Source organism: Paenibacillus sp. JDR-2 (assembly GCF_000023585.1).
In the GTDB taxonomy this organism is placed as follows: domain Bacteria; phylum Bacillota; class Bacilli; order Paenibacillales; family Paenibacillaceae; genus Pristimantibacillus.
Window position 1 is genome coordinate 6,477,501 of sequence record NC_012914.1, and the last position, 18,288, is coordinate 6,495,788.

Genomic DNA, 18,288 nt, shown 5'->3' on the forward strand with positions numbered 1-18,288 from the left:
GGACATTTAATGCATACCGGGACAGCTCTTTCGGGGAGGCAATGCGGGCATACATACGGAAGATGATTTTGTAGCGTCTCGTTATCGCTTGCTTAATATCTCCGTCTAAACGATTGTCATTCAGATCAAGCAGCATCTCATCTAATTCTTTGCGCAGGACGTAATCGAGTTCTTTGCATTCTTTGTCGTTGAATAGAATTCCTAGCATAACTAATGTGCGCCCTCCTAAGCTGAATTGGCCCTGCAGCTAAGTTTTGCTGCGGCAATCGAAAGCAAAAGCGGCGTCTTGCGATTACGCATCACGACGCCGCCTTACTGTTATGCTCAATTAATCGGAAAAATATTACAACGAACTTACCCAAACGCTAACTGTGCTTTCAATTACCGCCGCAACAAGCAATGCCACCGTTAGAATAACGACCACCGGAACGGATCTAATCATGAAATATTCGATCTCCCGGCCGGATTTGCCCGCTTCCTTCCCCGGAATAACGATCCTTCCTAATGCCTTAAGCAACAGAACGCCAAACTTCATCCCGTAAGCGCATGCCACTACGATCGCTGGGATCTCAATTATTCCGTGAGGCAGCAGTCCCAATATAACCGTAAGCATATCCCCCGTTCCCTGCGTCTCTGCTACATGCTGCAGCAAGAAGCCTACAACCATGCCGTTAAGAACCAGGAAGAAAATCGGGATGATGCCGAAGATCGCGCCTATATAGATGATAAAGATGGATTTGATCGCATTGTTTAAAAAGATAAAGACCATAAAGGCAAGCGTCGGATTCTTCGTCTGCTCCAGAGATTCGGCTACATTGCCGAGGGCCTTCAACTGCTGCTCGAGATAATCGCTAAAAGCGCTGTTGGTTCCTCCGACGACAAGTCCGGCAAAAAACAAAATGAATCCAAACGCGATGTAGGGATTCATGATTTTGAAATGGGCTTTTATTTCAGACCAGCGAAACATGCCTCTTCTCTCCTTTGTAACTTCTTTATTAAATGGTTTGAACAAGCATGAATATCTTGGATGTGTACGAGCATAGGATTGTACTAGAACAAGCTTCCATTAGAAAGGAGAGCCTTATCAGATGAACTTTTTTTATGTACTTAACGGACGAAAATTAAAACGCAACTTCCTTCTTGTTCTCGCACTCGTCTTCTCTGTAGGGGTTATTTACGCAGAAAGAGACAACATCACGGTATTCTCACCACAGCAGCCAGCCGCTATATACAGTGTCCCTACGGATAAAAAGGTCGTAGCCCTGACATTCGACATTAGCTGGGGGGACAAGCGTACGGAACCGATTCTGAAGGTATTAAAAGACAAAGGGGTTACACAAGCAACCTTCTTCCTGTCTTCGCCTTGGAGCCAGTCCCATCCCGACATTGTCAAAGATATCGTGAATGACGGCTTTGAGATCGGCAGCCATGGCCACAAGCATGATAACTACAGCAAGCTTAGCGATGATGAGATTCGTACGCAAATCACAACCGCACATACTATCTTGACCGATCTGACCGGCAAGCAGCCAAACCTGATTCGCCTTCCTAACGGAGATTTCGACAAACGCGTGCTCCGTATCGCGGAAGAGCTTAACTACAAAGTTATCCAATGGGATACCGATTCAATGGACTGGCTGAACATTGGAACGGACAAGATTATCAACCGTGTCGTAAGCCGTGCCCATAATGGAGACATTATTCTTATGCACGCCAGCGATTCCGTGAAACAAACGCATGAAGCACTCCCTGTAATCATCGATGAGCTTCGTGCGAAAGGATATGAATTCGTAACCGTATCCGAGCTGATTAATCAAACCGAGTCGGAAGGCCGTGCTGTACAGGACAAAACGACCTCTCTTACGATGCTTGGACTCGAGGATGCTATGGCAGCTGCGGATACTGGCTATTGATTATTACGCGACCGGCTTTGCAGATGTTGCAGAGTCGGTTGTTGTATTTTTATGAAGCAAACGGTGCAGCATGAGGATTTGGTAAGCATTGCAGACAAACAACGGGATAATCATAAAGACGATAGCCGAAATGTTGGTCTCCCCTTGCAGAGCCGGCCATGCTTCCACGAAGGTAACGAAGAACATCAAAAACGTGGTTGGCACAAATGCGCTTGGTTTGGTTTGGCTGACTTTGACGTATGCCACGGCGAGGGAGCAGATCAAAAGAACAAGCGGCAGCACCCAGAAGAACCAGTTGTTGGTCCGCTGCTCATAAAGCATATAACCGAGGCCAAATACGGCAAAAATCGTTGTATAGCCCTGGAGAGCGTTCCAGAGATAGCTTTTGCGGAAAATGCTTAATGCAATGTAATTCAAGGTCAGGTAAGCAAAGAACCCCATTTGGCTAAATGCCCCTATCAATAAGCCGACCATCGCCATCATGAAGGCGTTAAACCCGGCTGCCTCAAGCCCCATAAATCCGAAGGACTGGTCCGTCCATTGCATGATCGACCCGCTGATGACTGTAACTACAGCCCCGACGGCCATGCAGGTCCCCATCTTTTCAAATTCATAATTCCGTTATCCTCCTTCATGTTTGGCGAGGATCGTGCCATTGTAAGCACTTTCCTGTGCCAACCATTATTTTACCACGTTCGTCATAAAAAGCTAACTACGAAGCCATGATAATCCCGTGAACTTTAACGCATACTACGTTTAAATTCAGCAATGGTAATCATAGAAGGGAGATCGTGGGAGCATGCGCATGCGATTGGCTTTATTAACGGCGCTTTCCGCCCTAACATTTGTCTTAACAAGCTGCGGTGCGGAATCTTCAGGAGGCAACAACCAACAGATCAGCTACAAGGATATGAAGTCGATGGTTATTGACATACTGAAAACCGAAGATGCTCAAAAAGCTTTACAGGAATCCGCCCAGCAAATGTCCGGCTATAACGGCAGCGGTACCAAGCTGTTGTCTGTACAGGATCAAGAGCAGGTGCGCCTTGCCGTAAAAGATGTAATGGTTTCTCCGGAATACGACAAGGTCATCCGGACTTTAATGACGGATACCCGTTTTGCCGGTGAATTTGCCAAAGCCGTAAACAAGCAAAACAAAGACATTCACAAGGAACTAATGAAGGATCCGACGTACCAGGAACAAATGATCAAAGCGTTCAAAACGCCGGAAATGGACAAAATGATTCTCGAAGTGCTGCAAAGCACGCAATATAAAAAGCAGGTTATGTCCCTCATGCAGGAATCGATGCAAAACCCCCTCTTCCGTCTGGAAGTGCTTGATCTGATGAAAAAAGCAGTACAGGAAGAGCTAAAACCAAAGCCGGATGAAAAAGTTGATAAGAAGTCGCAAGAAGGCGGCGGCGGTGGTGAAGAAGGCGGCTCCTCCGGAGATGAAAAACAAAGTGATGATGGCGGCAGCGGCGAAGGAGACGGCTCTGATTCTTCGACTTAACCGTGACATAGATGGAAGGCTATAGATGTACGAAAAGCCCGGACCTGGTCGAGAGCTATACGCTCTCTTCCCGGTCCGGGCTTTTATTTTGGATTAACGGCTGCATTTTTGAATAACTTGTTCGGCAATATCCAGGTACAACGCACCTGTCTCGCTCTCGGCCTTATACACCGAAGGCGAGAAATCCGGCTCGGAAATGTGATTATCCGGCTGTCCCAGCGGAATCTGGGCGAGCAGTTCCGCATGCAGGGATTCTGCAAGACGGGCGCCGCCGCCGCGTCCAAAAATGTACTCCGGCTCGCCGCATTTGCTGCATTTGTAATAGGACATGTTCTCCACGACGCCAATAATCTCATGCTCAGTCTTGATAGCCATCGCGCCGGCGCGGGCCGCTACAAATGCTGCTGTCGCATGAGGCGTCGTTACGATAATCTCTTTGCTCTGCGGGATAATCTGATGGACGTCGAGCGCCACATCGCCCGTTCCCGGAGGCAGGTCAAGCAGCAGGTAATCCAGCTCGCCCCATTCGATTTCGGCAAAGAAATTGCGAAGCATCTTGCCCAGCATCGGCCCGCGCCATACGATCGGGCTGTTGTCTTCAACAAAGAAGCCCATCGACATGACTTTGACGCCATAGCGTTCAATTGGAATAACGCGCTCGTTCACGATCTCGGGGCGCGTCTCGATGCCCATCATATCGGGCACGCTGAAGCCGTAAATATCCGCGTCGATGATGCCGACGCGCTTGCCTTTGCGGGCTAAGGCGACCGCAAGATTGACGGTCACCGTCGATTTGCCGACGCCGCCCTTGCCGCTGGCGACGGCAATGAACTGAGTGCCGCTGCCAGCGGCAAGCAGCGGGCTTTCGATTCCGGCCCCGTGACCTTGTACGGGGCCTTTGGCCGCGGCCGGCTGGGCTTTGCCGCCGGCTTGTCCTTGCGGCGCGGCAGCTGCGCCTGCGCCGCTCTCCAGCGCACGAAACCGGCAATGCACGGTTTCGGCGCCAGCCCGCGCGAGCGCATCGCGCAGCGCGGTTTCCAGCGAGGGACGAAGGTCCTCGCTGGCTGTCAGGACCGTCATCGATACTTGACGGTCCTTCACAACAACATCGCGGACGGTAACGGAGTCCGCGCTATATTGGGCCGTTACTGAACCGACGGCTTCCAGAGCTTGTTCACGTGTCAACATGAATGAGTCCCACCTTTATGTAGAAGAGTAGTTGTAGGTGTAAGCGTAAAAGTAGCTGCTTATTTAAAATGATTATAACATATTAAGCGGGACAAGGTTAATTCGTCGGTTCAGCCGCCTTCATATCCGATGCAGCATCCGCCGCTGTACCCGTATTCAGCTTTTCCCCTGAGGAATACCGGAGAATACCTTGATAAATCGAAGCGGCCACCTGACGCTGATAATTCGAATCAGCCAGACGCGCGGCTTCCCCCGGATTAGACAGGAATCCGACTTCAACAAGTGCCGTAGGAATATCATCCAGTGCTTTAAGAAGGTATACGTTATTTTTGTCCATAACGGCTACCCTGCTTGTATTCTCCAGATTACGGCGGATCTCGTTTTGTATAAACGTGGCAAGAACTTGGTTGTCCGGATGATTAGCAGGATTAAAAAACGTTTGAGCTCCTGACCACTTTGCGGACGGAATGCTGTTCATATGGATGCTGATAACAAGGCTTGGCTTACTTTCCTTGATGTTGGCTACACGCTGCAGCAAATCCTCCGTCTTGCGCTTGGAATAACCCTTCGTATCCTGGCCTGCCAGATCATAATCTCCTTCTCTGGTGAGCAGTACAATGGCTCCTGCCTGCTGCAGATAATCTCTGAGGTAGAGCGCAATCGCAAGGTTTAAGTCCTTTTCAACTACCCCCTCCTTGCTAACCGCACCGCCGTCAACGCCTCCATGGCCCGCATCAATCGCAATTGTTTTCCCGGATAAAGGCAGCGTCCAATAACTCCAGGTCCGGGATACCGGCTCCCCACCTTGGGTAAGTATTATCCAGGTCAACACAAGCGCTGCCATGCCGGCCGCGATGCGGAGCGCTCCCTTATAAGTCATCCAGACGACCAAACGTTTTCGGCGCATAAATAAAACCACCCCGTTTCCATACAAATGATCTCTTTATCATTTATATGGGACGAGGTGGTTGATTATGATGGCCAAGCTGCAGTTAGACTTTGCTTAACCTTATTAATTTGATTTTGACCGCGGTTGCTGTGCCATACCTTCAATCAGAATCTTCGCCACTTCCGGACGAGAGAATTCTGGCGGCGGGCAAACGCCTTCGCGCAGCAATGCGCGAACTTTAGTACCAGACAGTGTCAGGTGTTCATGAAGCCGGTCAGAGGCGAGAATGCCCCAACAGCAATCAGATCCAGGTCTGATAACGTCCAGTTATTAATAACGATCGTATTCAAGGACTTAGCTTCAATCAAAAGCGCCTCACGCTGCTCGCGAGAAGCAAGACGATTAACGAGCTCGCCGCCATGCGGTAAAATCTGACTCATGCTTTAGCCTCCTTGGGTACGTGTATCCCGAGTTGCCGGCCATTTCATGTACTTAACTATTTTATTTATGCAGATCTCTTATTTATGCAAACCGCATTCTGTTTTCTCTTGACCGGACCAACGTCCAGCACGAGGGTCTTCGCCAGGCATAACTTGGCGTGTGCAGTACTCACAGCCAATGCTTGGGTAGTTCTGGTCATGCAGCGGGTTGTAGATTACATCGTTCTCGCGGATGTAATTCCATACATCTTCCGTAGTCCAACCTGCAATCGGGTTGAATTTTATCAGACCGAATTTTGTATCGTATTCAACCTTTTTCGCATTAGCGCGAGTAGGAGCTTGGTCCCGACGGATACCCGTGATCCACGCATCGTACTTAGACAGAATTCTTGTCAACGGCTCAACCTTGCGGATATTGCAGCAAGCGTTAGCGTCCGATTTCCACAGCTCGGCGCCATGGCGCTCTGCTTGCTCTTCAGGCGTGATTAGCGGTTTAACTTCAACAAATGGAATACCGGGATAACGTTCTACCATGCGATCACGCGTTTCATACGTTTCTTTAAAGTGGAAGTCTGTATCCAAGTAGAAAATATCTGTTTTCGGGCTGACCTTTTGCAGCATGTCGACCAGTACAACGTCTTCCGCACCAAAGCTGCATGCAAACGTAATATTAGGGAATGCTTCAACTGCGTAGGCCAATATCTCTTGTGGCGTCGCATTTTCAAGCTCTTCCGCTTTTTGTTTAACCAATGCTTCTTTTTCGAACAGGTTCATGGTTTTGCCCTCCATTTGTAATTCCAAGTAAATTCATATGCTATTAAATAAAGTATACGTTCAAATACTTAAATGATCAACATAAGTTTTATCCAAAATGAAATAAAGTTCTGTCGATGCATCCATTTGAACATACTCATTCCGTTTGGAAAACAAAAAAACACCCTCTCCGCAAGCAGAGAAGGTGTTTGATTTCGATATTAACGTTTCGAGAACTGTGGCGCGCGACGAGCCGCTTTAAGACCGTATTTTTTACGTTCTTTCATACGTGGGTCACGAGTCAGGAAGCCAGCACGTTTCAGAGCTGGACGGAACTCAGGGTCTGCTTTAAGCAGAGCACGGGAGATACCGTGGCGGATAGCGCCAGCTTGACCAGACATACCGCCGCCGTTAGCGATTACGATAACGTCGTAGTTGTTCAAAGTTTCAGTCAGAACCAATGGCTGCTTAACAATCAGCTTCAAAGTTTCCAGACCAAAGTATTCGTTCAGGTCGCGTTTATTAACAATGATTCGTCCTTCACCCGGCACCAGACGTACACGTGCAACAGAGTGTTTACGACGACCGGTTCCATAGTATTGTACTTGTGCCATGAAACTGTCCTCCCCTTATTAGCCGCGAAGTTCGTAAACTTCTGGATTTTGTGCTTGATGCGGATGCTCCGAACCAGCGTATGCTTTAAGTCTAAGCTTCATTGCGTTACCTTGGCGTGTTTTTGGCAACATGCCGTGAACAGCCAGTTCGATAGCGCGATCAGCTTTTTTAGCGATCATTTCGTGAGCTGGCGTTACTTTCAAACCGCCAGAGTAGCCCGAGTGACGATAGTACATTTTGTTTTGCATTTTCTTACCAGTGAGAACAATTTTGTCAGCGTTGATTACGATAACGAAGTCACCGGTATCAACGTGAGGAGTAAATTGCGGTTTGTGCTTGCCGCGGATCAGGCTAGCAGCTTCAGTAGCCAGACGGCCAAGCGTTTTGCCAGCAGCATCAATGATGTGCCATTTACGCTCAACTTCATTAGGCTTAGCCATATACGTAGTACGCATGGATGATCCTCCTTATTTCCATTACAGTTAAAGTTTTATTAAACAACGTTTCACGTTTTAACAGTTAGTTGAATCGGGTGTTGCATGCCAAGTTTGTGTCAGTCTCAGTCGGGGCTGTGGGATAGCCACTAAGAAAGCACAAGTTATATTCTACTATAGATAATGGCCTAAATCAAGAAGTTATTAATTGTTAATTTGCGTTTATTCCGGATATTCTACCTTCATCAGCATCAGACCGTGAGGCATCGCCGTTGGACCGGCAAGAGACCGCTTGCGGCCTTCCAATATGCGCGCCATATCTTCCGGCTTGAGCTTGCCGTGGCCGACATGAAGCAGCGTGCCCATCACGATTCTGATCATGTTATAGAGAAACCCGTTGCCTGTCATATACATATGGAGCATTTGCCCTTCACGCTCAAGATAAGCCTCGTAGATAGTCCGAACATGATGCGGCTTAGTCGAGTGTATGGACGTAAATGAAGTGAAGTCATGTTCCCCCACAAGGAAGCTAAGTCCCTTCTGCATGGCCTCAACATTAAGCGGTGTAGGATGATGGAACGCATAGCGGCGATAGAACACATCCGGAAACTTCCCCATATCAATCGTGTAGCGATACGTCTTCCGCTTCGCAGAGCGCCGGGAGTGAAAAGCTTCCGGCACTTCATGCGCTTCGAGAATAACAATATCCTTCGGCAGGCGCGTATTCAGGGCAATAGCCCAACGCTCCGCCGGAATCGTGGATTCCGTCAGAAAGTTGAACACTTGTCCATTTGCATGCACGCCGGCGTCCGTTCTGCCCGATCCGAGAATAATAATATCCTCGCCGGTCAGCTTCTTGATTGCCAGTTCGATTTCCTGCTGGATGGTCCGTCCGTACGGCTGAGACTGAAACCCGTTAAAGTCCGTCCCGTCGTAGCTTACCGTCGCTGCTATATTCCTCATCCTTCATCACTTCCCCATCTGTTAACAACATACGTAATTAACATTCAATCCCCTTAATTCAAAAGGGTGGACCCTTTTCGGCCACTCTTTTTTCTTGCCTTTGCGTTGTAGAAATTGTTCCGGCATGTTGCGGAATGAAAGGTTTTGTCCTGAGAAGCGAGTGAATGCTTCCGAAGCAGCTTTCTTGCAGAAAGCTTTTAAGCGTTCGCCTTTGTTCACAGATTTCAACCGCTTAAGCGTGTGTGATGAAGAAATCTGTGAACAACAGCGATCGAAGGATAAACCTTTCATGCAGCATAATGCCAAACGGAACAATCACTACCCCGCCAGGCAATAAAAAAAGGTGGCCTCAAGGGTCCACCCTTTCTCACCGCGAAACGTAGCTCAACCGCTTAAAGCGGCGAGCTGATTACGCTTGTGCTACGCACGGTCAACCAGTTCCAGGTACACCATAGGCGCAGCGTCGCCACGGCGAGGTCCCAGTTTCAAAATCCGTGTGTATCCGCCCGCACGTTCCGAGTAACGGGTGGCCAGCTCGGAGAACAGCTTTTGGATTGCATCTTGCTCTCCATTAACAGTTTCACGACGAACGTATGCAGCTACTTGACGACGAGCGTGCAAGTCACCTTTTTTCGCTTTCGTGATCAGCTTTTCAGCGATAGAACGAACCTCTTTCGCTTTAGCTTCTGTTGTTTGAATGCGCTCATACAGGAACAGGTCAGTAACGAGGTCACGGAACAATGCTTTCCGCGCGCTAGCGTCACGGCCCAATTTTTGATATGCCATTTTGTTTTCCCCTCCCTTGCCTATAGTCTGTTCTAGATGTTCAAGCTACTACTCTTCCATGCGCAGGCCAAGACCCAGCTCTTCCAGCTTCTCTTGAACTTCCTCGAGGGATTTACGGCCCAGGTTACGAACCTTCATCATATCCTCTTCGGATTTCGTGATCAGCTCTTGAACAGTGTTAATGCCTGCACGTTTCAAGCAGTTGTAGGAACGAACAGACAGATCCAGTTCTTCGATTGTCATCTCCAGAACTTTCTCTTTCTTGTCCTCTTCCTTCTCGACCATGATTTCCGCGTCTTTGGCTTCATCGGTCAATCCGACGAACAGGTCCAAATGCTCTGTCAAAATTTTAGCGCCAAGGCTTACAGCCTCTTCCGGTCTAATACTGCCGTCAGTCCATACTTCAAGCGTAAGCTTGTCGTAGTTGGTTACTTGACCAACGCGGGTATTTTCAACGCTGTAATTGACACGGGTAATTGGCGTGTAAATCGAATCAACGGGAATAACCCCAATCGGTTGATCGTCCCGTTTGTTACGGTCCGCCTGGACGTAACCACGTCCGCGATTGGCAAAAATTCGCAAATGGAGCCGCGCGCCGGAGGCCAAGGTTGCGATGTGAAGATCAGGGTTCAAAATCTCGACATCGCTGTCAGCTCGAATATCCCCTGCCGTAACGATTCCTTCGCCTTCAGCGTCGATTTCCAACACCTTTTCTTCATCGGAGTGGATTTTCAACGAGAGTCCTTTCAAGTTCAAAATGATCTCAGTTACGTCCTCGATCACTCCAGGAACCGTAGAGAACTCGTGAAGCACTCCGTCGATCTGAACAGATGTTACTGCCGCACCTGGCAGCGATGACAACAAAATTCGGCGAAGCGAATTTCCAAGCGTCGTGCCATATCCACGCTCGAGCGGTTCTACTACGAAACGCCCGTATGTTCCATCCTCATTCAAATCTACGGTCTCGATTTTCGGCTTTTCGATCTCAATCACTAATAGTACCCTCCTTCAAACGTCGCTCCGTTACCATTCGTATTGTTTAGTCAAATCTCGTAGTATGCCAAACCTTCACAACCATTATTCACAAGTTGTTGTTATTTGATACCACAGCGGATCCAACTATACGCGACGACGTTTCGGCGGACGGCATCCGTTGTGAGGAACTGGCGTTACGTCTTTAATCAGGTTAACTTCCAGACCAGCTGCTTGAAGCGAACGAATCGCTGCTTCGCGGCCTGCGCCAGGACCTTTAACCATAACCTCAACAGCTTTCATGCCATGCTCCATCGCTGCTTTAGCTGCTGCTTCAGCTGCCATTTGCGCTGCGAAAGGCGTGGATTTACGCGAACCCTTGAAGCCCAGGTTACCGGAGCTTGCCCAAGAGATTGCATTGCCATGAGGGTCAGTGATCGTTACGATCGTGTTATTGAATGTCGAACGGATGTGTGCTACGCCCGACTCAATATTTTTCCGGTCACGACGTTTTGTACGAACGACTTTTTTAGGTTTAGCCATTGCCTATTTCACCCCTTTATTATTTCTTCTTGTTAGCTACAGTCCGACGAGGACCTTTACGCGTACGCGCATTTGTTTTCGTACGTTGACCGCGAACAGGCAAGCCACGACGATGACGAACGCCACGGTAGCAGCCGATCTCAATCAGACGTTTAATGTTAAGCGAAATCTCACGACGAAGGTCGCCTTCCACTTTAACGGATTTGTCAATTGCTTCGCGCAATTTAGCAAGTTCGTCTTCTGTCAGATCGCGAACGCGAGTATCAGGGTTCACGCCAGTAGAAGCCAGAATCTTTTGCGAAGTTGTTTTGCCAATACCGAAAATGTACGTCAGGGCGATTTCAACGCGTTTATCACGCGGAATATCTACACCAGCAATACGTGCCATAAGCCATTGTCCCTCCTTTTATCCTTGTTTTTGTTTGTGTTTCGGATTTTCACAAATTACCATAACGTTGCCTTTGCGACGAATGACTTTGCATTTTTCGCAAATCGGCTTTACCGAAGGTCTAACCTTCATTGTGAATTACCTCCCGAATCCTTCGAGAGCAAACCGCAAGCGGCCTACTTCCGATAGGTGATGCGCCCTCTTGATAAATCATAAGGCGATAACTGTATAACCACTTTGTCCCCAGTCAGAATACGGATGAAGTGCATTCTGAGTTTACCGGAAACATGTGCGAGAATTTGATGACCGTTCTCCAGCTCCACCTTGAACATGGCATTCGGCAGCGGTTCGATTACCGTACCTTCGACCTCAATGACGTCTTCCTTAGCCACCGTCATTCTCCTTTCGCATGTGCGTACTTCTGAATCACATAACGTAACTTGGCATTGGTCACCCTGCCCGTTTCAAGCAAGCTGCTTGTAACTTCGCTGCTTATAGCGGGTTGTAACTCGAGATGCAGAACGTTCTTTTTCTTCGGTTGATCAAACCTGCGCTTATCGCCATCGACGATCAGTACGAAGCGTTCGTCAACAATTTCAATAATAACAGCATAGCTGTTCTCATCTTTGCCCCGAAGCACCTTAACGATTTGACCGATTTGCGGTTGCTTATCCATAACAGATTACACCGACTGCGGTAGTTTCGTCAAAATTTCGAATCCGTCCTCCGTTACGGCAACCGTGTGCTCGAAGTGAGCGCACCAAGAGCCGTCTTCCGTTACGACCGTCCAATTGTCTTCAAGCGTGCGAACATAACGTTCGCCGATGTTGACCATAGGTTCGATGCAAAGCACCATTCCTGGCTTAAGACGCGGCCCGCGATCCGGAATGCCGTAATTCGGAATTTGCGGTTCCTCATGGAGGTCCTTGCCAATACCGTGTCCGACAAATTCCCGTACAATCGAAAAGCCCGCCGCTTCGGCAACCTGTTGAACCGCATGCGATATTGTAAATAAACGAACATCTGGGCGGATCAGATTAATCCCTGCGTACAGCGATTCCTCTGTCACCTCAAGCAACCGCTTGACTTCATCCGATACGTTACCGACCGGATAGGTCCAGGCAGAGTCGCCATGATAGCCTTTGTATTGCGCTCCAATGTCGATGCTTATAATATCGCCTTCGTTCAACTTACGAGGTCCGGGAAAACCGTGTACCAGCTCGTCATTTACAGAAGCGCAAATGCTGGCAGGAAAACCATTGTAACCTTTGAAGGATGGCTCAGCGCCTTGGCTGCGGATGTACGCTTCGGCCAGCTGATCGAGCTCCTGGGTCGTAACCCCGGGCTTTACCGCTTCAGCCATAATCCGATGTGTCTCCGCTACAATGCGGCCGGCTTCCCTCATATATCGCAGCTCCGAATCGGATTTGCAAATGATCATTACAATGAACCTCGCAAGCAGGAAACAATCTCGGCCGTAACCGTATCGATTTCCTTCTCGCCGTCGACTTCGCGAAGTAGACCTTTACCGTTGTAGTAGTCAAGAAGCGGCGCGGTTTTCGAGATATACTCGTCAAGACGCGTTCCGACTTTCTCTTCCGTGTCATCCGACCGTTGGTACAATTCGCCGCCGCACTTGTCGCAGACGCCTTCTTGTTTCGGTGGGTTGAACATTACATGGTATGTCGAGCCGCAGGCTTTACAAATGCGTCTACCAGTCAGACGGGCGAGCAGCAAGCCGCGGTCAACTTTCAAATTAACAACATGGTCAATGCTACGGTTCAATTCAGTAAGCATAACATCAAGCGCTTCGGCTTGCTGCAGCGTACGTGGAAAACCGTCAAGCAAGAAACCTTTATTGCAATCGTCTTGAGCAAGACGTTCTTTGACAATACCGTTCGTAATCTCATCGGAAACGAGTTTGCCTTGATCGACATACTCTTTCGCTTTAAGACCGAGCGGAGTCCCCTGTTTCATCGCAAGACGGAATGCATCGCCTGTCGAGATGTGCGGAATGCCGAACTCGCCAACGATACGTTCTGCCTGCGTACCTTTACCGGCCCCCGGAGGACCCATGAATAAAATGTTCATTCCGTCTTCCTCGCTTTAAGCACAATAGGCTCGTGCGGGTTCCGTCCATCGCGTTTGCGACGTTACGGAATCCCGGTCGGAACCTATTGTTATTTATTGATAAACCCTTTGTAATGGCGTTTTATCAACTGGCTCTCGATTTGCTTCATCGTATCAAGTGCAACACCGATAACGATAAGAAGCGAGGTACCGCCAAGTCTTACCGAAGCAGGCAATCCGGCGATTTCGCCGAATACCACTGGCAACAAGGAGATAACGGCCAGGAAAATCGCACCCGTCAGCGTAATCCGCGACAATACGCGAGTCAAATAAGAGGATGTTGGTTTACCAGGACGAATGCCTGGGATGTAACCGCCATTCTTCTTCATCTGATCCGCCATTTGAACCGGATTGATCTGTACGAATGTATAGAAGAACGTGAACCCGATAATCAGCAGAACATACAGTACCATGCCAAGCGGCTGTGTGTACGTCAGGTTATGCATGATCCAATCTGCCCAAGTGGCACCAGACCAGAACTGAGCGATTGTTGCCGGGAACATCAATAACGAAATTGCGAAAATGACCGGAATAACACCAGCGCCGTTCACTTTCATTGGTATGTGAGTCGATTGACCGCCATACATCTTCCGACCAACTACGCGTTTAGCATATTGAACCGGAATCTTACGGATACCTTGTTGTACGAAGATTACCCCTACAATAATCAGTACAATCGCCACTGCGATCAGCACAACTTTGCCAATGCTCCAGAACAGGTTGCCATCTTGCGATGCAAATTCTGTCGTGTAGATCGTACGAATATGTTGCGGAATGCTTGCTGCGATAGCGGCAAAGATCAGAACCGAGATACCGTTACCGATACCGCGCTCTGTAATTTGTTCGCCAAGCCACATCAGGAATGATACGCCCGCTGTCAGAACGAGAGCGATGAGCAAGTAATCGACAAAATTCGCATTAGGAACCATTTCGTAGTTGTATTGACGATTGAAGCCGATTGCTGTTGCAAAACCTTGCAATAAACCAAGGATTACCGTGCCGTAACGTGTAATCTGCGCGAGCTTTTTCTTCCCGTTCTCGCCTTCCTTCGCCCATTCCGCGAATTTAGGGATAACGTCCATCGATAACAGCTGTACGATGATCGAAGCCGTAATGTATGGAGCGATACCAATCGCAAAAATAGAGAAGTGGTACAACGCACCGCCGGAGAACGTGTTAAGCAAACCGAACAGATTTACACCGGATTGGTCAACCTGTTTGAATACATCTTTGTCAACGCCTGGCGCCGGAATAAAAGCTCCGATGCGATAAACAAGCAGTATGAAAAGGGTGAAGAGGATCCGCCTGCGCAAATCCGCCACTTTCCAAATGTTGGACACGGTGTTAAACAATTAGATCACCTCGGTTTTACCGCCGGCAGCCTGGATTTTCTCTACCGCAGATTGAGAGAACTTGTTTGCTTTTACAGTCAATTGAACCTTAACTTCGCCATTACCCAAGATCTTAATGCCCGCCAAAGGATTTTTGATGATCCCTTGCTCAAGAAGAACTTCTGGAGTAACTTCGGAACCTGCTGCAAATTTGTTCAGCTCTTCAATGTTAACGATAGCGTACTCAGTGCGGAAACGGTTGTTGAAGCCGCGTTTCGGCAAACGACGGTACAATGGGTTTTGGCCACCCTCGAAACCAGGGCGTACACCGCCGCCGGAACGAGCGTTTTGACCTTTATGACCCTTACCAGATGTTTTACCGTTACCGGAGCCAATACCGCGACCTTTGCGCTTTGCCACTTGCGTGGAGCCTGGTGCTGGTGCGAGTTCATGCAATTTCATCGTTCTTGCACCTCCTTATTTATTTCTTATAGCAAGCAAGTTGCTTACACTTCTTCTACTTTGATCAAGTGGCTTACAGCGTTAATCATGCCGCGAACAGCCGGGCTGTCGTTCAAAACAACGGATTGGTGAATTTTCTTCAAACCGAAAGATTCAACAGTCGCGCGTTGCTTTTCGTTACGGCCGATCACACTGCGAACGAGGGTGATTTGCAATTTTGCCATCCTATTCCCCTCCTTAACCTAACAGCTCTTCGACAGTTTTTCCACGAAGCTTCGCAACATCTTCCGCGCGCTTCAGGCGGGAAAGACCTTCAAGCGTTGCGTTAACCATGTTCATGGAGTTCGAAGAACCAAGCGATTTCGTCAGGATATCGCCTACACCAGCCAGTTCGAGTACTGCACGAACAGGGCCGCCGGCGATAACACCTGTACCTTTGGATGCCGGTTTCAGGAGAACTTCACCTGCACCGAAATGTCCAACTACAAGATGTGGAATTGTTGTTCCAACGAGTGGAACGTGGATCAGGTTTTTCTTAGCGTCTTCGATACCTTTGCGAATCGCATCAGGTACTTCGCCCGCTTTACCGATCCCTGCGCCTACGTAGCCTTTGCCGTCGCCGACAACTACGAGCGCACTAAAGCTGAAACGACGTCCGCCTTTAACAACTTTAGCAACGCGGTTGATGTGGACAACTTTTTCAGTTAGTTCTAACGTATTTGGATCTACACGCAAGTCGATTAACCTCCTTATAAGTAAATTCGACTAGAATTCCAGACCAGCTTCGCGTGCTGCTTCAGCAAGCGCCTGAATTCTGCCATGATACAAGTAACCACCACGGTCAAATACGATTTGGGAAACCCCTTTCGCTTGAGCGCGTTGTGCAATCAATTGTCCAACTTGACGAGCAGCTTCTACGCTACCGCCGTTGCCGATTGCTTCTACCAGTTCTTTATCCACTGTGGATGCGGATGCAAGCGTTACGCCTTGTACGTCATCGATCAGTTGAGCATAGATATGCTTCGCCGAACGGAATACCGAGAGACGTGGACGAGCTACCGTTCCGTTGATTTTTTTACGAACACGCAAGTGTCTTTTCAGACGAGCCTTGTTTTTATCGCCTTTCGTAATCATTCAAGGTTCACTCCTTTCCTTCTGCCTTATACCGCTATTTTAAGCAGCCCAATCAGACTGCTTATTTCTTCTTACCAGCTTTACCTTCTTTGCGGATGATGCGCTCGCCTTCGTACTTGATACCTTTGCCTTTGTAAGGCTCTGGTTCACGTACGGAACGGATTTGAGCAGCAACAGCGCCTACGCGCTCTTTGTCGATACCGCGAACAGTGATTTTCGTGTTCGCTGGAACTTCGAACTCAATACCGGCTTCAGGTGCAATCTCCACTGGGTGGGAATAACCAACGTTAAGAACAATCTTATCGCCAGTTTTGTTCGCACGGTAACCTACGCCTACCAGCTCCAGGTTTTTCGAGAAGCCTTCAGTAACGCCGCTCACCATGTTAGCGATGACGCTGCGAGTTGTTCCGTGCAAAGAACGATGCAATTTATTATCGGAAGGACGTTCGATTACGATCTCGTTCTCAGCAACGTTCACTTTCATGTCTTTGTGAATTTCGCGAGTAAGCGATCCTTTCGGTCCTTTTACAGTAATAACCGTGTTATCCAAGTTAATGCTAACGCCAGCTGGCACTTGGATTGGTTTACGACCAATACGGGACATTGTTACACCTCCAATCTTGTGACTAGTTAATTACCAAACGTAGCAAACGACTTCGCCGCCTGCTTTGCCTTGGCGAGCTTCTTTATCGGTCATAACCCCTTTGGATGTGGAAATGATAGCAATTCCCAGACCACCCAAAACGCGTGGGATTTCAGTCGATTTAGTGTAAACGCGCAGACCTGGTTTAGAAATACGTTTCAGACCAGTGATAACGCGCTCTTGGTTAGGGCCGTATTTCAAGAAAATACGGATAATCCCTTGTTTGTTGTCTTCGATATATTCAGCATCGCGGATGAAGCCCTCGCGTTTCAGAATTTCTGCGATTTGCTTCTTAACTTTCGAAGCGGGCAATTCCACGGTTTCGTGACGAACAACATTCGCATTACGAATGCGTGTCAGCATATCTGCAATCGGATCAGACATAACCATTTGTGTTAACCTCCTTCCCGAACTAGGCTGATTACCAGCTTGCTTTTTTAACGCCAGGAATCTGGCCTTTGTATGCTAATTCGCGGAAACAAATCCGGCAAATTTTAAACTTTTGCAAAACAGAGTGCGGACGGCCGCAACGTTCACAGCGCGTATAGGCACGCACTTGGAATTTCGGTGTACGTTGTTGCTTCACTTTCATCGAAGTTTTTGCCACTTGGTATTACACCTCCTAGAAGTGGATTACTTCGCGAACGGCATGCCCATTTGGGTAAGCAGTTCACGAGATTCTTCGTCCGTTTTTGCCGTCGTGACGATGACGATGTCCATACCACGAACTTTATCAACTTTATCATACTCGATCTCTGGGAAGATGAGTTGCTCTTTCAGGCCAAGCGTGTAGTTACCGCGACCGTCGAATGCTTTCGTCGATACACCGCGGAAGTCACGTACGCGTGGGAGCGAGATGTTGAACAGCTTGTCAAGGAAGTAGTACATGCGCTCGCCGCGCAGTGTTACTTTAACCCCGATTGGCATGTTCTCACGAAGTTTAAAGCCCGCGATGGACTTCTTCGCACGAGTTACAACCGGCTTTTGACCGGAGATTTGACGAAGTTCGTCGACAGCGACATCAAGCACTTTGGAGTTAGCAACCGCTTCGCCAACACCCATGTTGATGACAACTTTCTCGATCTTCGGCACTTGCATTACAGTCGTATAGTTAAACTTCTGCATCAATGCAGGCGTAATATCGTTAAGAAATTTATCTTTCAATCTTGCTGCCATTATTTATGGACCTCC

General features: G+C 48.5%; 30 protein-coding genes and 1 pseudogene (1 of these 31 cut by a window edge). 2 read left to right on the forward strand and 29 right to left on the reverse strand.

What is annotated here, in order from left to right:
• Positions 1–208 carry the 5' portion of a hypothetical protein gene (locus tag PJDR2_RS28375; RefSeq protein ID WP_015847185.1) on the reverse strand. It extends 14 nt beyond the left edge of the window, so only the first 208 of its 222 coding nucleotides appear in the window; the start codon lies at positions 206–208; its stop codon lies beyond the left edge, outside the window.
• A 135-nt stretch (positions 209–343) separates the two neighbouring features.
• Positions 344–967, reverse strand: coding sequence for a stage II sporulation protein M (locus PJDR2_RS28380; RefSeq protein ID WP_015847186.1), 624 nt, complete (start codon positions 965–967; stop codon positions 344–346).
• A 121-nt stretch (positions 968–1,088) separates the two neighbouring features.
• Here PJDR2_RS28380 and pdaB point away from each other — a divergent pair, with 121 nt between their 5' ends.
• Positions 1,089–1,913, forward strand: coding sequence for a polysaccharide deacetylase family sporulation protein PdaB (gene pdaB / locus PJDR2_RS28385; RefSeq protein WP_015847187.1), 825 nt, complete (start codon positions 1,089–1,091; stop codon positions 1,911–1,913).
• A 3-nt stretch (positions 1,914–1,916) separates the two neighbouring features.
• Here the strand turns inward: pdaB and PJDR2_RS28390 are convergent, their stop codons facing one another.
• Positions 1,917–2,501, reverse strand: a complete 585-nt coding sequence (locus PJDR2_RS28390; protein ID WP_015847188.1) for a KinB-signaling pathway activation protein — start codon at positions 2,499–2,501, stop codon at positions 1,917–1,919.
• Positions 2,502–2,712: 211 nt separating this feature from the next.
• On the opposite strand from PJDR2_RS28390, the gene gerD reads away from it, so the two are divergent.
• Positions 2,713–3,426, forward strand: a complete 714-nt coding sequence (gene gerD, locus PJDR2_RS28395; protein ID WP_041613678.1) for a spore germination lipoprotein GerD — start codon at positions 2,713–2,715, stop codon at positions 3,424–3,426.
• 93 nt (positions 3,427–3,519) lie between these two features.
• On the opposite strand, the gene PJDR2_RS28400 is transcribed toward gerD, so the two are convergent.
• The 26 genes and pseudogenes from PJDR2_RS28400 to rplE form a co-directional block, all read right to left on the reverse strand.
• A complete protein-coding gene (locus PJDR2_RS28400; RefSeq protein WP_015847190.1) occupies positions 3,520–4,614 on the reverse strand; it encodes an Mrp/NBP35 family ATP-binding protein in 1,095 nt (364 codons plus the stop codon).
• Positions 4,615–4,711: 97 nt separating this feature from the next.
• Positions 4,712–5,521, reverse strand: coding sequence for an N-acetylmuramoyl-L-alanine amidase CwlD (gene cwlD, locus PJDR2_RS28405; RefSeq protein WP_015847191.1), 810 nt, complete (start codon positions 5,519–5,521; stop codon positions 4,712–4,714).
• Between the two features lie 105 nt (positions 5,522–5,626).
• Positions 5,627–5,767 (reverse strand): annotated as a pseudogene (gene sat, locus PJDR2_RS33880) (sulfate adenylyltransferase); the annotation flags it as partial.
• Positions 5,758–5,943: a hypothetical protein gene (locus PJDR2_RS28410; RefSeq protein WP_041613679.1), complete on the reverse strand. Its 186-nt coding sequence runs from the start codon at positions 5,941–5,943 to the stop codon at positions 5,758–5,760. The pseudogene sat and the gene PJDR2_RS28410, both read right to left, overlap by 10 nt.
• A 78-nt stretch (positions 5,944–6,021) precedes the next feature.
• On the reverse strand, positions 6,022–6,717 hold the full coding sequence (locus PJDR2_RS28415) for a phosphoadenylyl-sulfate reductase (RefSeq protein WP_015847192.1): 696 nt from the start codon (positions 6,715–6,717) through the stop codon (positions 6,022–6,024).
• Positions 6,718–6,917: 200 nt separating this feature from the next.
• Positions 6,918–7,310, reverse strand: coding sequence for a 30S ribosomal protein S9 (gene rpsI, locus PJDR2_RS28420; RefSeq protein ID WP_015847193.1), 393 nt, complete (start codon positions 7,308–7,310; stop codon positions 6,918–6,920).
• Positions 7,311–7,328: 18 nt separating this feature from the next.
• Complete coding sequence (gene rplM, locus PJDR2_RS28425; protein WP_015847194.1) at positions 7,329–7,766, reverse strand: 50S ribosomal protein L13; 438 nt, start codon at positions 7,764–7,766, stop codon at positions 7,329–7,331.
• A gap of 201 nt (positions 7,767–7,967) precedes the next feature.
• Positions 7,968–8,708: a tRNA pseudouridine(38-40) synthase TruA gene (gene truA, locus PJDR2_RS28430; RefSeq protein ID WP_015847195.1), complete on the reverse strand. Its 741-nt coding sequence runs from the start codon at positions 8,706–8,708 to the stop codon at positions 7,968–7,970.
• A 420-nt stretch (positions 8,709–9,128) separates the two neighbouring features.
• Positions 9,129–9,494: a 50S ribosomal protein L17 gene (gene rplQ, locus PJDR2_RS28435; protein WP_015847196.1), complete on the reverse strand. Its 366-nt coding sequence runs from the start codon at positions 9,492–9,494 to the stop codon at positions 9,129–9,131.
• A gap of 48 nt (positions 9,495–9,542) precedes the next feature.
• The gene (locus PJDR2_RS28440) at positions 9,543–10,487 is read right to left on the reverse strand and encodes a DNA-directed RNA polymerase subunit alpha (RefSeq protein ID WP_015847197.1); all 945 of its coding nucleotides are present in this window, start codon (positions 10,485–10,487) and stop codon (positions 9,543–9,545) included.
• Positions 10,488–10,613: 126 nt separating this feature from the next.
• Positions 10,614–11,009: a 30S ribosomal protein S11 gene (gene rpsK, locus PJDR2_RS28445; RefSeq protein ID WP_015847198.1), complete on the reverse strand. Its 396-nt coding sequence runs from the start codon at positions 11,007–11,009 to the stop codon at positions 10,614–10,616.
• A gap of 19 nt (positions 11,010–11,028) precedes the next feature.
• The gene (gene rpsM / locus PJDR2_RS28450) at positions 11,029–11,397 is read right to left on the reverse strand and encodes a 30S ribosomal protein S13 (protein ID WP_015847199.1); all 369 of its coding nucleotides are present in this window, start codon (positions 11,395–11,397) and stop codon (positions 11,029–11,031) included.
• An 18-nt stretch (positions 11,398–11,415) separates the two neighbouring features.
• On the reverse strand, positions 11,416–11,529 hold the full coding sequence (rpmJ, locus tag PJDR2_RS32640) for a 50S ribosomal protein L36 (protein WP_003333770.1): 114 nt from the start codon (positions 11,527–11,529) through the stop codon (positions 11,416–11,418).
• Between the two features lie 44 nt (positions 11,530–11,573).
• Positions 11,574–11,789 carry a translation initiation factor IF-1 gene (gene infA / locus PJDR2_RS28455; RefSeq protein ID WP_015847200.1) on the reverse strand — a complete coding sequence of 72 codons (216 nt, stop codon included), beginning with the start codon at positions 11,787–11,789 and terminating at the stop codon, positions 11,574–11,576.
• A gap of 2 nt (positions 11,790–11,791) precedes the next feature.
• On the reverse strand, positions 11,792–12,073 hold the full coding sequence (locus PJDR2_RS28460) for a KOW domain-containing RNA-binding protein (RefSeq protein WP_015847201.1): 282 nt from the start codon (positions 12,071–12,073) through the stop codon (positions 11,792–11,794).
• 6 nt (positions 12,074–12,079) lie between these two features.
• Positions 12,080–12,838, reverse strand: coding sequence for a type I methionyl aminopeptidase (gene map / locus PJDR2_RS28465; protein ID WP_015847202.1), 759 nt, complete (start codon positions 12,836–12,838; stop codon positions 12,080–12,082).
• Positions 12,838–13,488, reverse strand: a complete 651-nt coding sequence (locus PJDR2_RS28470; RefSeq protein ID WP_015847203.1) for an adenylate kinase — start codon at positions 13,486–13,488, stop codon at positions 12,838–12,840. Before PJDR2_RS28470 ends, map begins: the two co-directional genes overlap by 1 nt.
• Before the next feature lie 89 nt (positions 13,489–13,577).
• Positions 13,578–14,879: a preprotein translocase subunit SecY gene (gene secY, locus PJDR2_RS28475; protein ID WP_015847204.1), complete on the reverse strand. Its 1,302-nt coding sequence runs from the start codon at positions 14,877–14,879 to the stop codon at positions 13,578–13,580.
• Positions 14,880–15,320, reverse strand: a complete 441-nt coding sequence (gene rplO / locus PJDR2_RS28480) for a 50S ribosomal protein L15 (RefSeq protein ID WP_015847205.1) — start codon at positions 15,318–15,320, stop codon at positions 14,880–14,882. It abuts the gene before it with no gap.
• A gap of 44 nt (positions 15,321–15,364) precedes the next feature.
• On the reverse strand, positions 15,365–15,544 hold the full coding sequence (gene rpmD / locus PJDR2_RS28485; RefSeq protein WP_015847206.1) for a 50S ribosomal protein L30: 180 nt from the start codon (positions 15,542–15,544) through the stop codon (positions 15,365–15,367).
• A gap of 13 nt (positions 15,545–15,557) precedes the next feature.
• Positions 15,558–16,055, reverse strand: a complete 498-nt coding sequence (rpsE, locus tag PJDR2_RS28490) for a 30S ribosomal protein S5 (protein ID WP_015847207.1) — start codon at positions 16,053–16,055, stop codon at positions 15,558–15,560.
• Positions 16,056–16,085: 30 nt separating this feature from the next.
• Positions 16,086–16,454 (reverse strand): 50S ribosomal protein L18, encoded by a 369-nt coding sequence (gene rplR / locus PJDR2_RS28495; RefSeq protein WP_015847208.1) that lies wholly within the window; start codon positions 16,452–16,454, stop codon positions 16,086–16,088.
• Between the two features lie 61 nt (positions 16,455–16,515).
• Entirely contained in the window at positions 16,516–17,058 is a 543-nt protein-coding gene (rplF, locus tag PJDR2_RS28500) for a 50S ribosomal protein L6 (protein ID WP_015847209.1), read from the reverse strand.
• Between the two features lie 30 nt (positions 17,059–17,088).
• A complete protein-coding gene (rpsH, locus tag PJDR2_RS28505) occupies positions 17,089–17,487 on the reverse strand; it encodes a 30S ribosomal protein S8 (RefSeq protein ID WP_015847210.1) in 399 nt (132 codons plus the stop codon).
• A 31-nt stretch (positions 17,488–17,518) separates the two neighbouring features.
• Positions 17,519–17,704, reverse strand: coding sequence for a type Z 30S ribosomal protein S14 (locus PJDR2_RS32645; RefSeq protein WP_015847211.1), 186 nt, complete (start codon positions 17,702–17,704; stop codon positions 17,519–17,521).
• Positions 17,705–17,730: 26 nt separating this feature from the next.
• The gene (gene rplE / locus PJDR2_RS28510; RefSeq protein ID WP_015847212.1) at positions 17,731–18,273 is read right to left on the reverse strand and encodes a 50S ribosomal protein L5; all 543 of its coding nucleotides are present in this window, start codon (positions 18,271–18,273) and stop codon (positions 17,731–17,733) included.
• Positions 18,274–18,288 lie beyond the last annotated feature (15 nt).

What these genes read in the sequence shown, in the direction of transcription:
- PJDR2_RS28380 (WP_015847186.1), bottom strand. Translation starts at nt 967, where the DNA reads ATGTTTCGCTGGTCTGAAATAAAAGCCCATTTCAAAATCATGAATCCC.
- pdaB (WP_015847187.1), top strand. Translation starts at nt 1,089, where the DNA reads ATGAACTTTTTTTATGTACTTAACGGACGAAAATTAAAACGCAACTTC.
- PJDR2_RS28390 (WP_015847188.1), bottom strand. Translation starts at nt 2,501, where the DNA reads ATGGCCGTCGGGGCTGTAGTTACAGTCATCAGCGGGTCGATCATGCAA.
- gerD (WP_041613678.1), top strand. Translation starts at nt 2,713, where the DNA reads ATGCGCATGCGATTGGCTTTATTAACGGCGCTTTCCGCCCTAACATTT.
- PJDR2_RS28400 (WP_015847190.1), bottom strand. Translation starts at nt 4,614, where the DNA reads ATGTTGACACGTGAACAAGCTCTGGAAGCCGTCGGTTCAGTAACGGCC.
- cwlD (WP_015847191.1), bottom strand. Translation starts at nt 5,521, where the DNA reads ATGCGCCGAAAACGTTTGGTCGTCTGGATGACTTATAAGGGAGCGCTC.
- PJDR2_RS28410 (WP_041613679.1), bottom strand. Translation starts at nt 5,943, where the DNA reads ATGAGTCAGATTTTACCGCATGGCGGCGAGCTCGTTAATCGTCTTGCT.
- PJDR2_RS28415 (WP_015847192.1), bottom strand. Translation starts at nt 6,717, where the DNA reads ATGAACCTGTTCGAAAAAGAAGCATTGGTTAAACAAAAAGCGGAAGAG.
- rpsI (WP_015847193.1), bottom strand. Translation starts at nt 7,310, where the DNA reads ATGGCACAAGTACAATACTATGGAACCGGTCGTCGTAAACACTCTGTT.
- rplM (WP_015847194.1), bottom strand. Translation starts at nt 7,766, where the DNA reads ATGCGTACTACGTATATGGCTAAGCCTAATGAAGTTGAGCGTAAATGG.
- truA (WP_015847195.1), bottom strand. Translation starts at nt 8,708, where the DNA reads ATGAGGAATATAGCAGCGACGGTAAGCTACGACGGGACGGACTTTAAC.
- rplQ (WP_015847196.1), bottom strand. Translation starts at nt 9,494, where the DNA reads ATGGCATATCAAAAATTGGGCCGTGACGCTAGCGCGCGGAAAGCATTG.
- rpsK (WP_015847198.1), bottom strand. Translation starts at nt 11,009, where the DNA reads ATGGCTAAACCTAAAAAAGTCGTTCGTACAAAACGTCGTGACCGGAAA.
- rpsM (WP_015847199.1), bottom strand. Translation starts at nt 11,397, where the DNA reads ATGGCACGTATTGCTGGTGTAGATATTCCGCGTGATAAACGCGTTGAA.
- rpmJ (WP_003333770.1), bottom strand. Translation starts at nt 11,529, where the DNA reads ATGAAGGTTAGACCTTCGGTAAAGCCGATTTGCGAAAAATGCAAAGTC.
- PJDR2_RS28460 (WP_015847201.1), bottom strand. Translation starts at nt 12,073, where the DNA reads ATGGATAAGCAACCGCAAATCGGTCAAATCGTTAAGGTGCTTCGGGGC.
- map (WP_015847202.1), bottom strand. Translation starts at nt 12,838, where the DNA reads ATGATCATTTGCAAATCCGATTCGGAGCTGCGATATATGAGGGAAGCC.
- PJDR2_RS28470 (WP_015847203.1), bottom strand. Translation starts at nt 13,488, where the DNA reads ATGAACATTTTATTCATGGGTCCTCCGGGGGCCGGTAAAGGTACGCAG.
- rplO (WP_015847205.1), bottom strand. Translation starts at nt 15,320, where the DNA reads ATGAAATTGCATGAACTCGCACCAGCACCAGGCTCCACGCAAGTGGCA.
- rpmD (WP_015847206.1), bottom strand. Translation starts at nt 15,544, where the DNA reads ATGGCAAAATTGCAAATCACCCTCGTTCGCAGTGTGATCGGCCGTAAC.
- rplR (WP_015847208.1), bottom strand. Translation starts at nt 16,454, where the DNA reads ATGATTACGAAAGGCGATAAAAACAAGGCTCGTCTGAAAAGACACTTG.
- rplF (WP_015847209.1), bottom strand. Translation starts at nt 17,058, where the DNA reads ATGTCCCGTATTGGTCGTAAACCAATCCAAGTGCCAGCTGGCGTTAGC.
- rpsH (WP_015847210.1), bottom strand. Translation starts at nt 17,487, where the DNA reads ATGGTTATGTCTGATCCGATTGCAGATATGCTGACACGCATTCGTAAT.
- rplE (WP_015847212.1), bottom strand. Translation starts at nt 18,273, where the DNA reads ATGGCAGCAAGATTGAAAGATAAATTTCTTAACGATATTACGCCTGCA.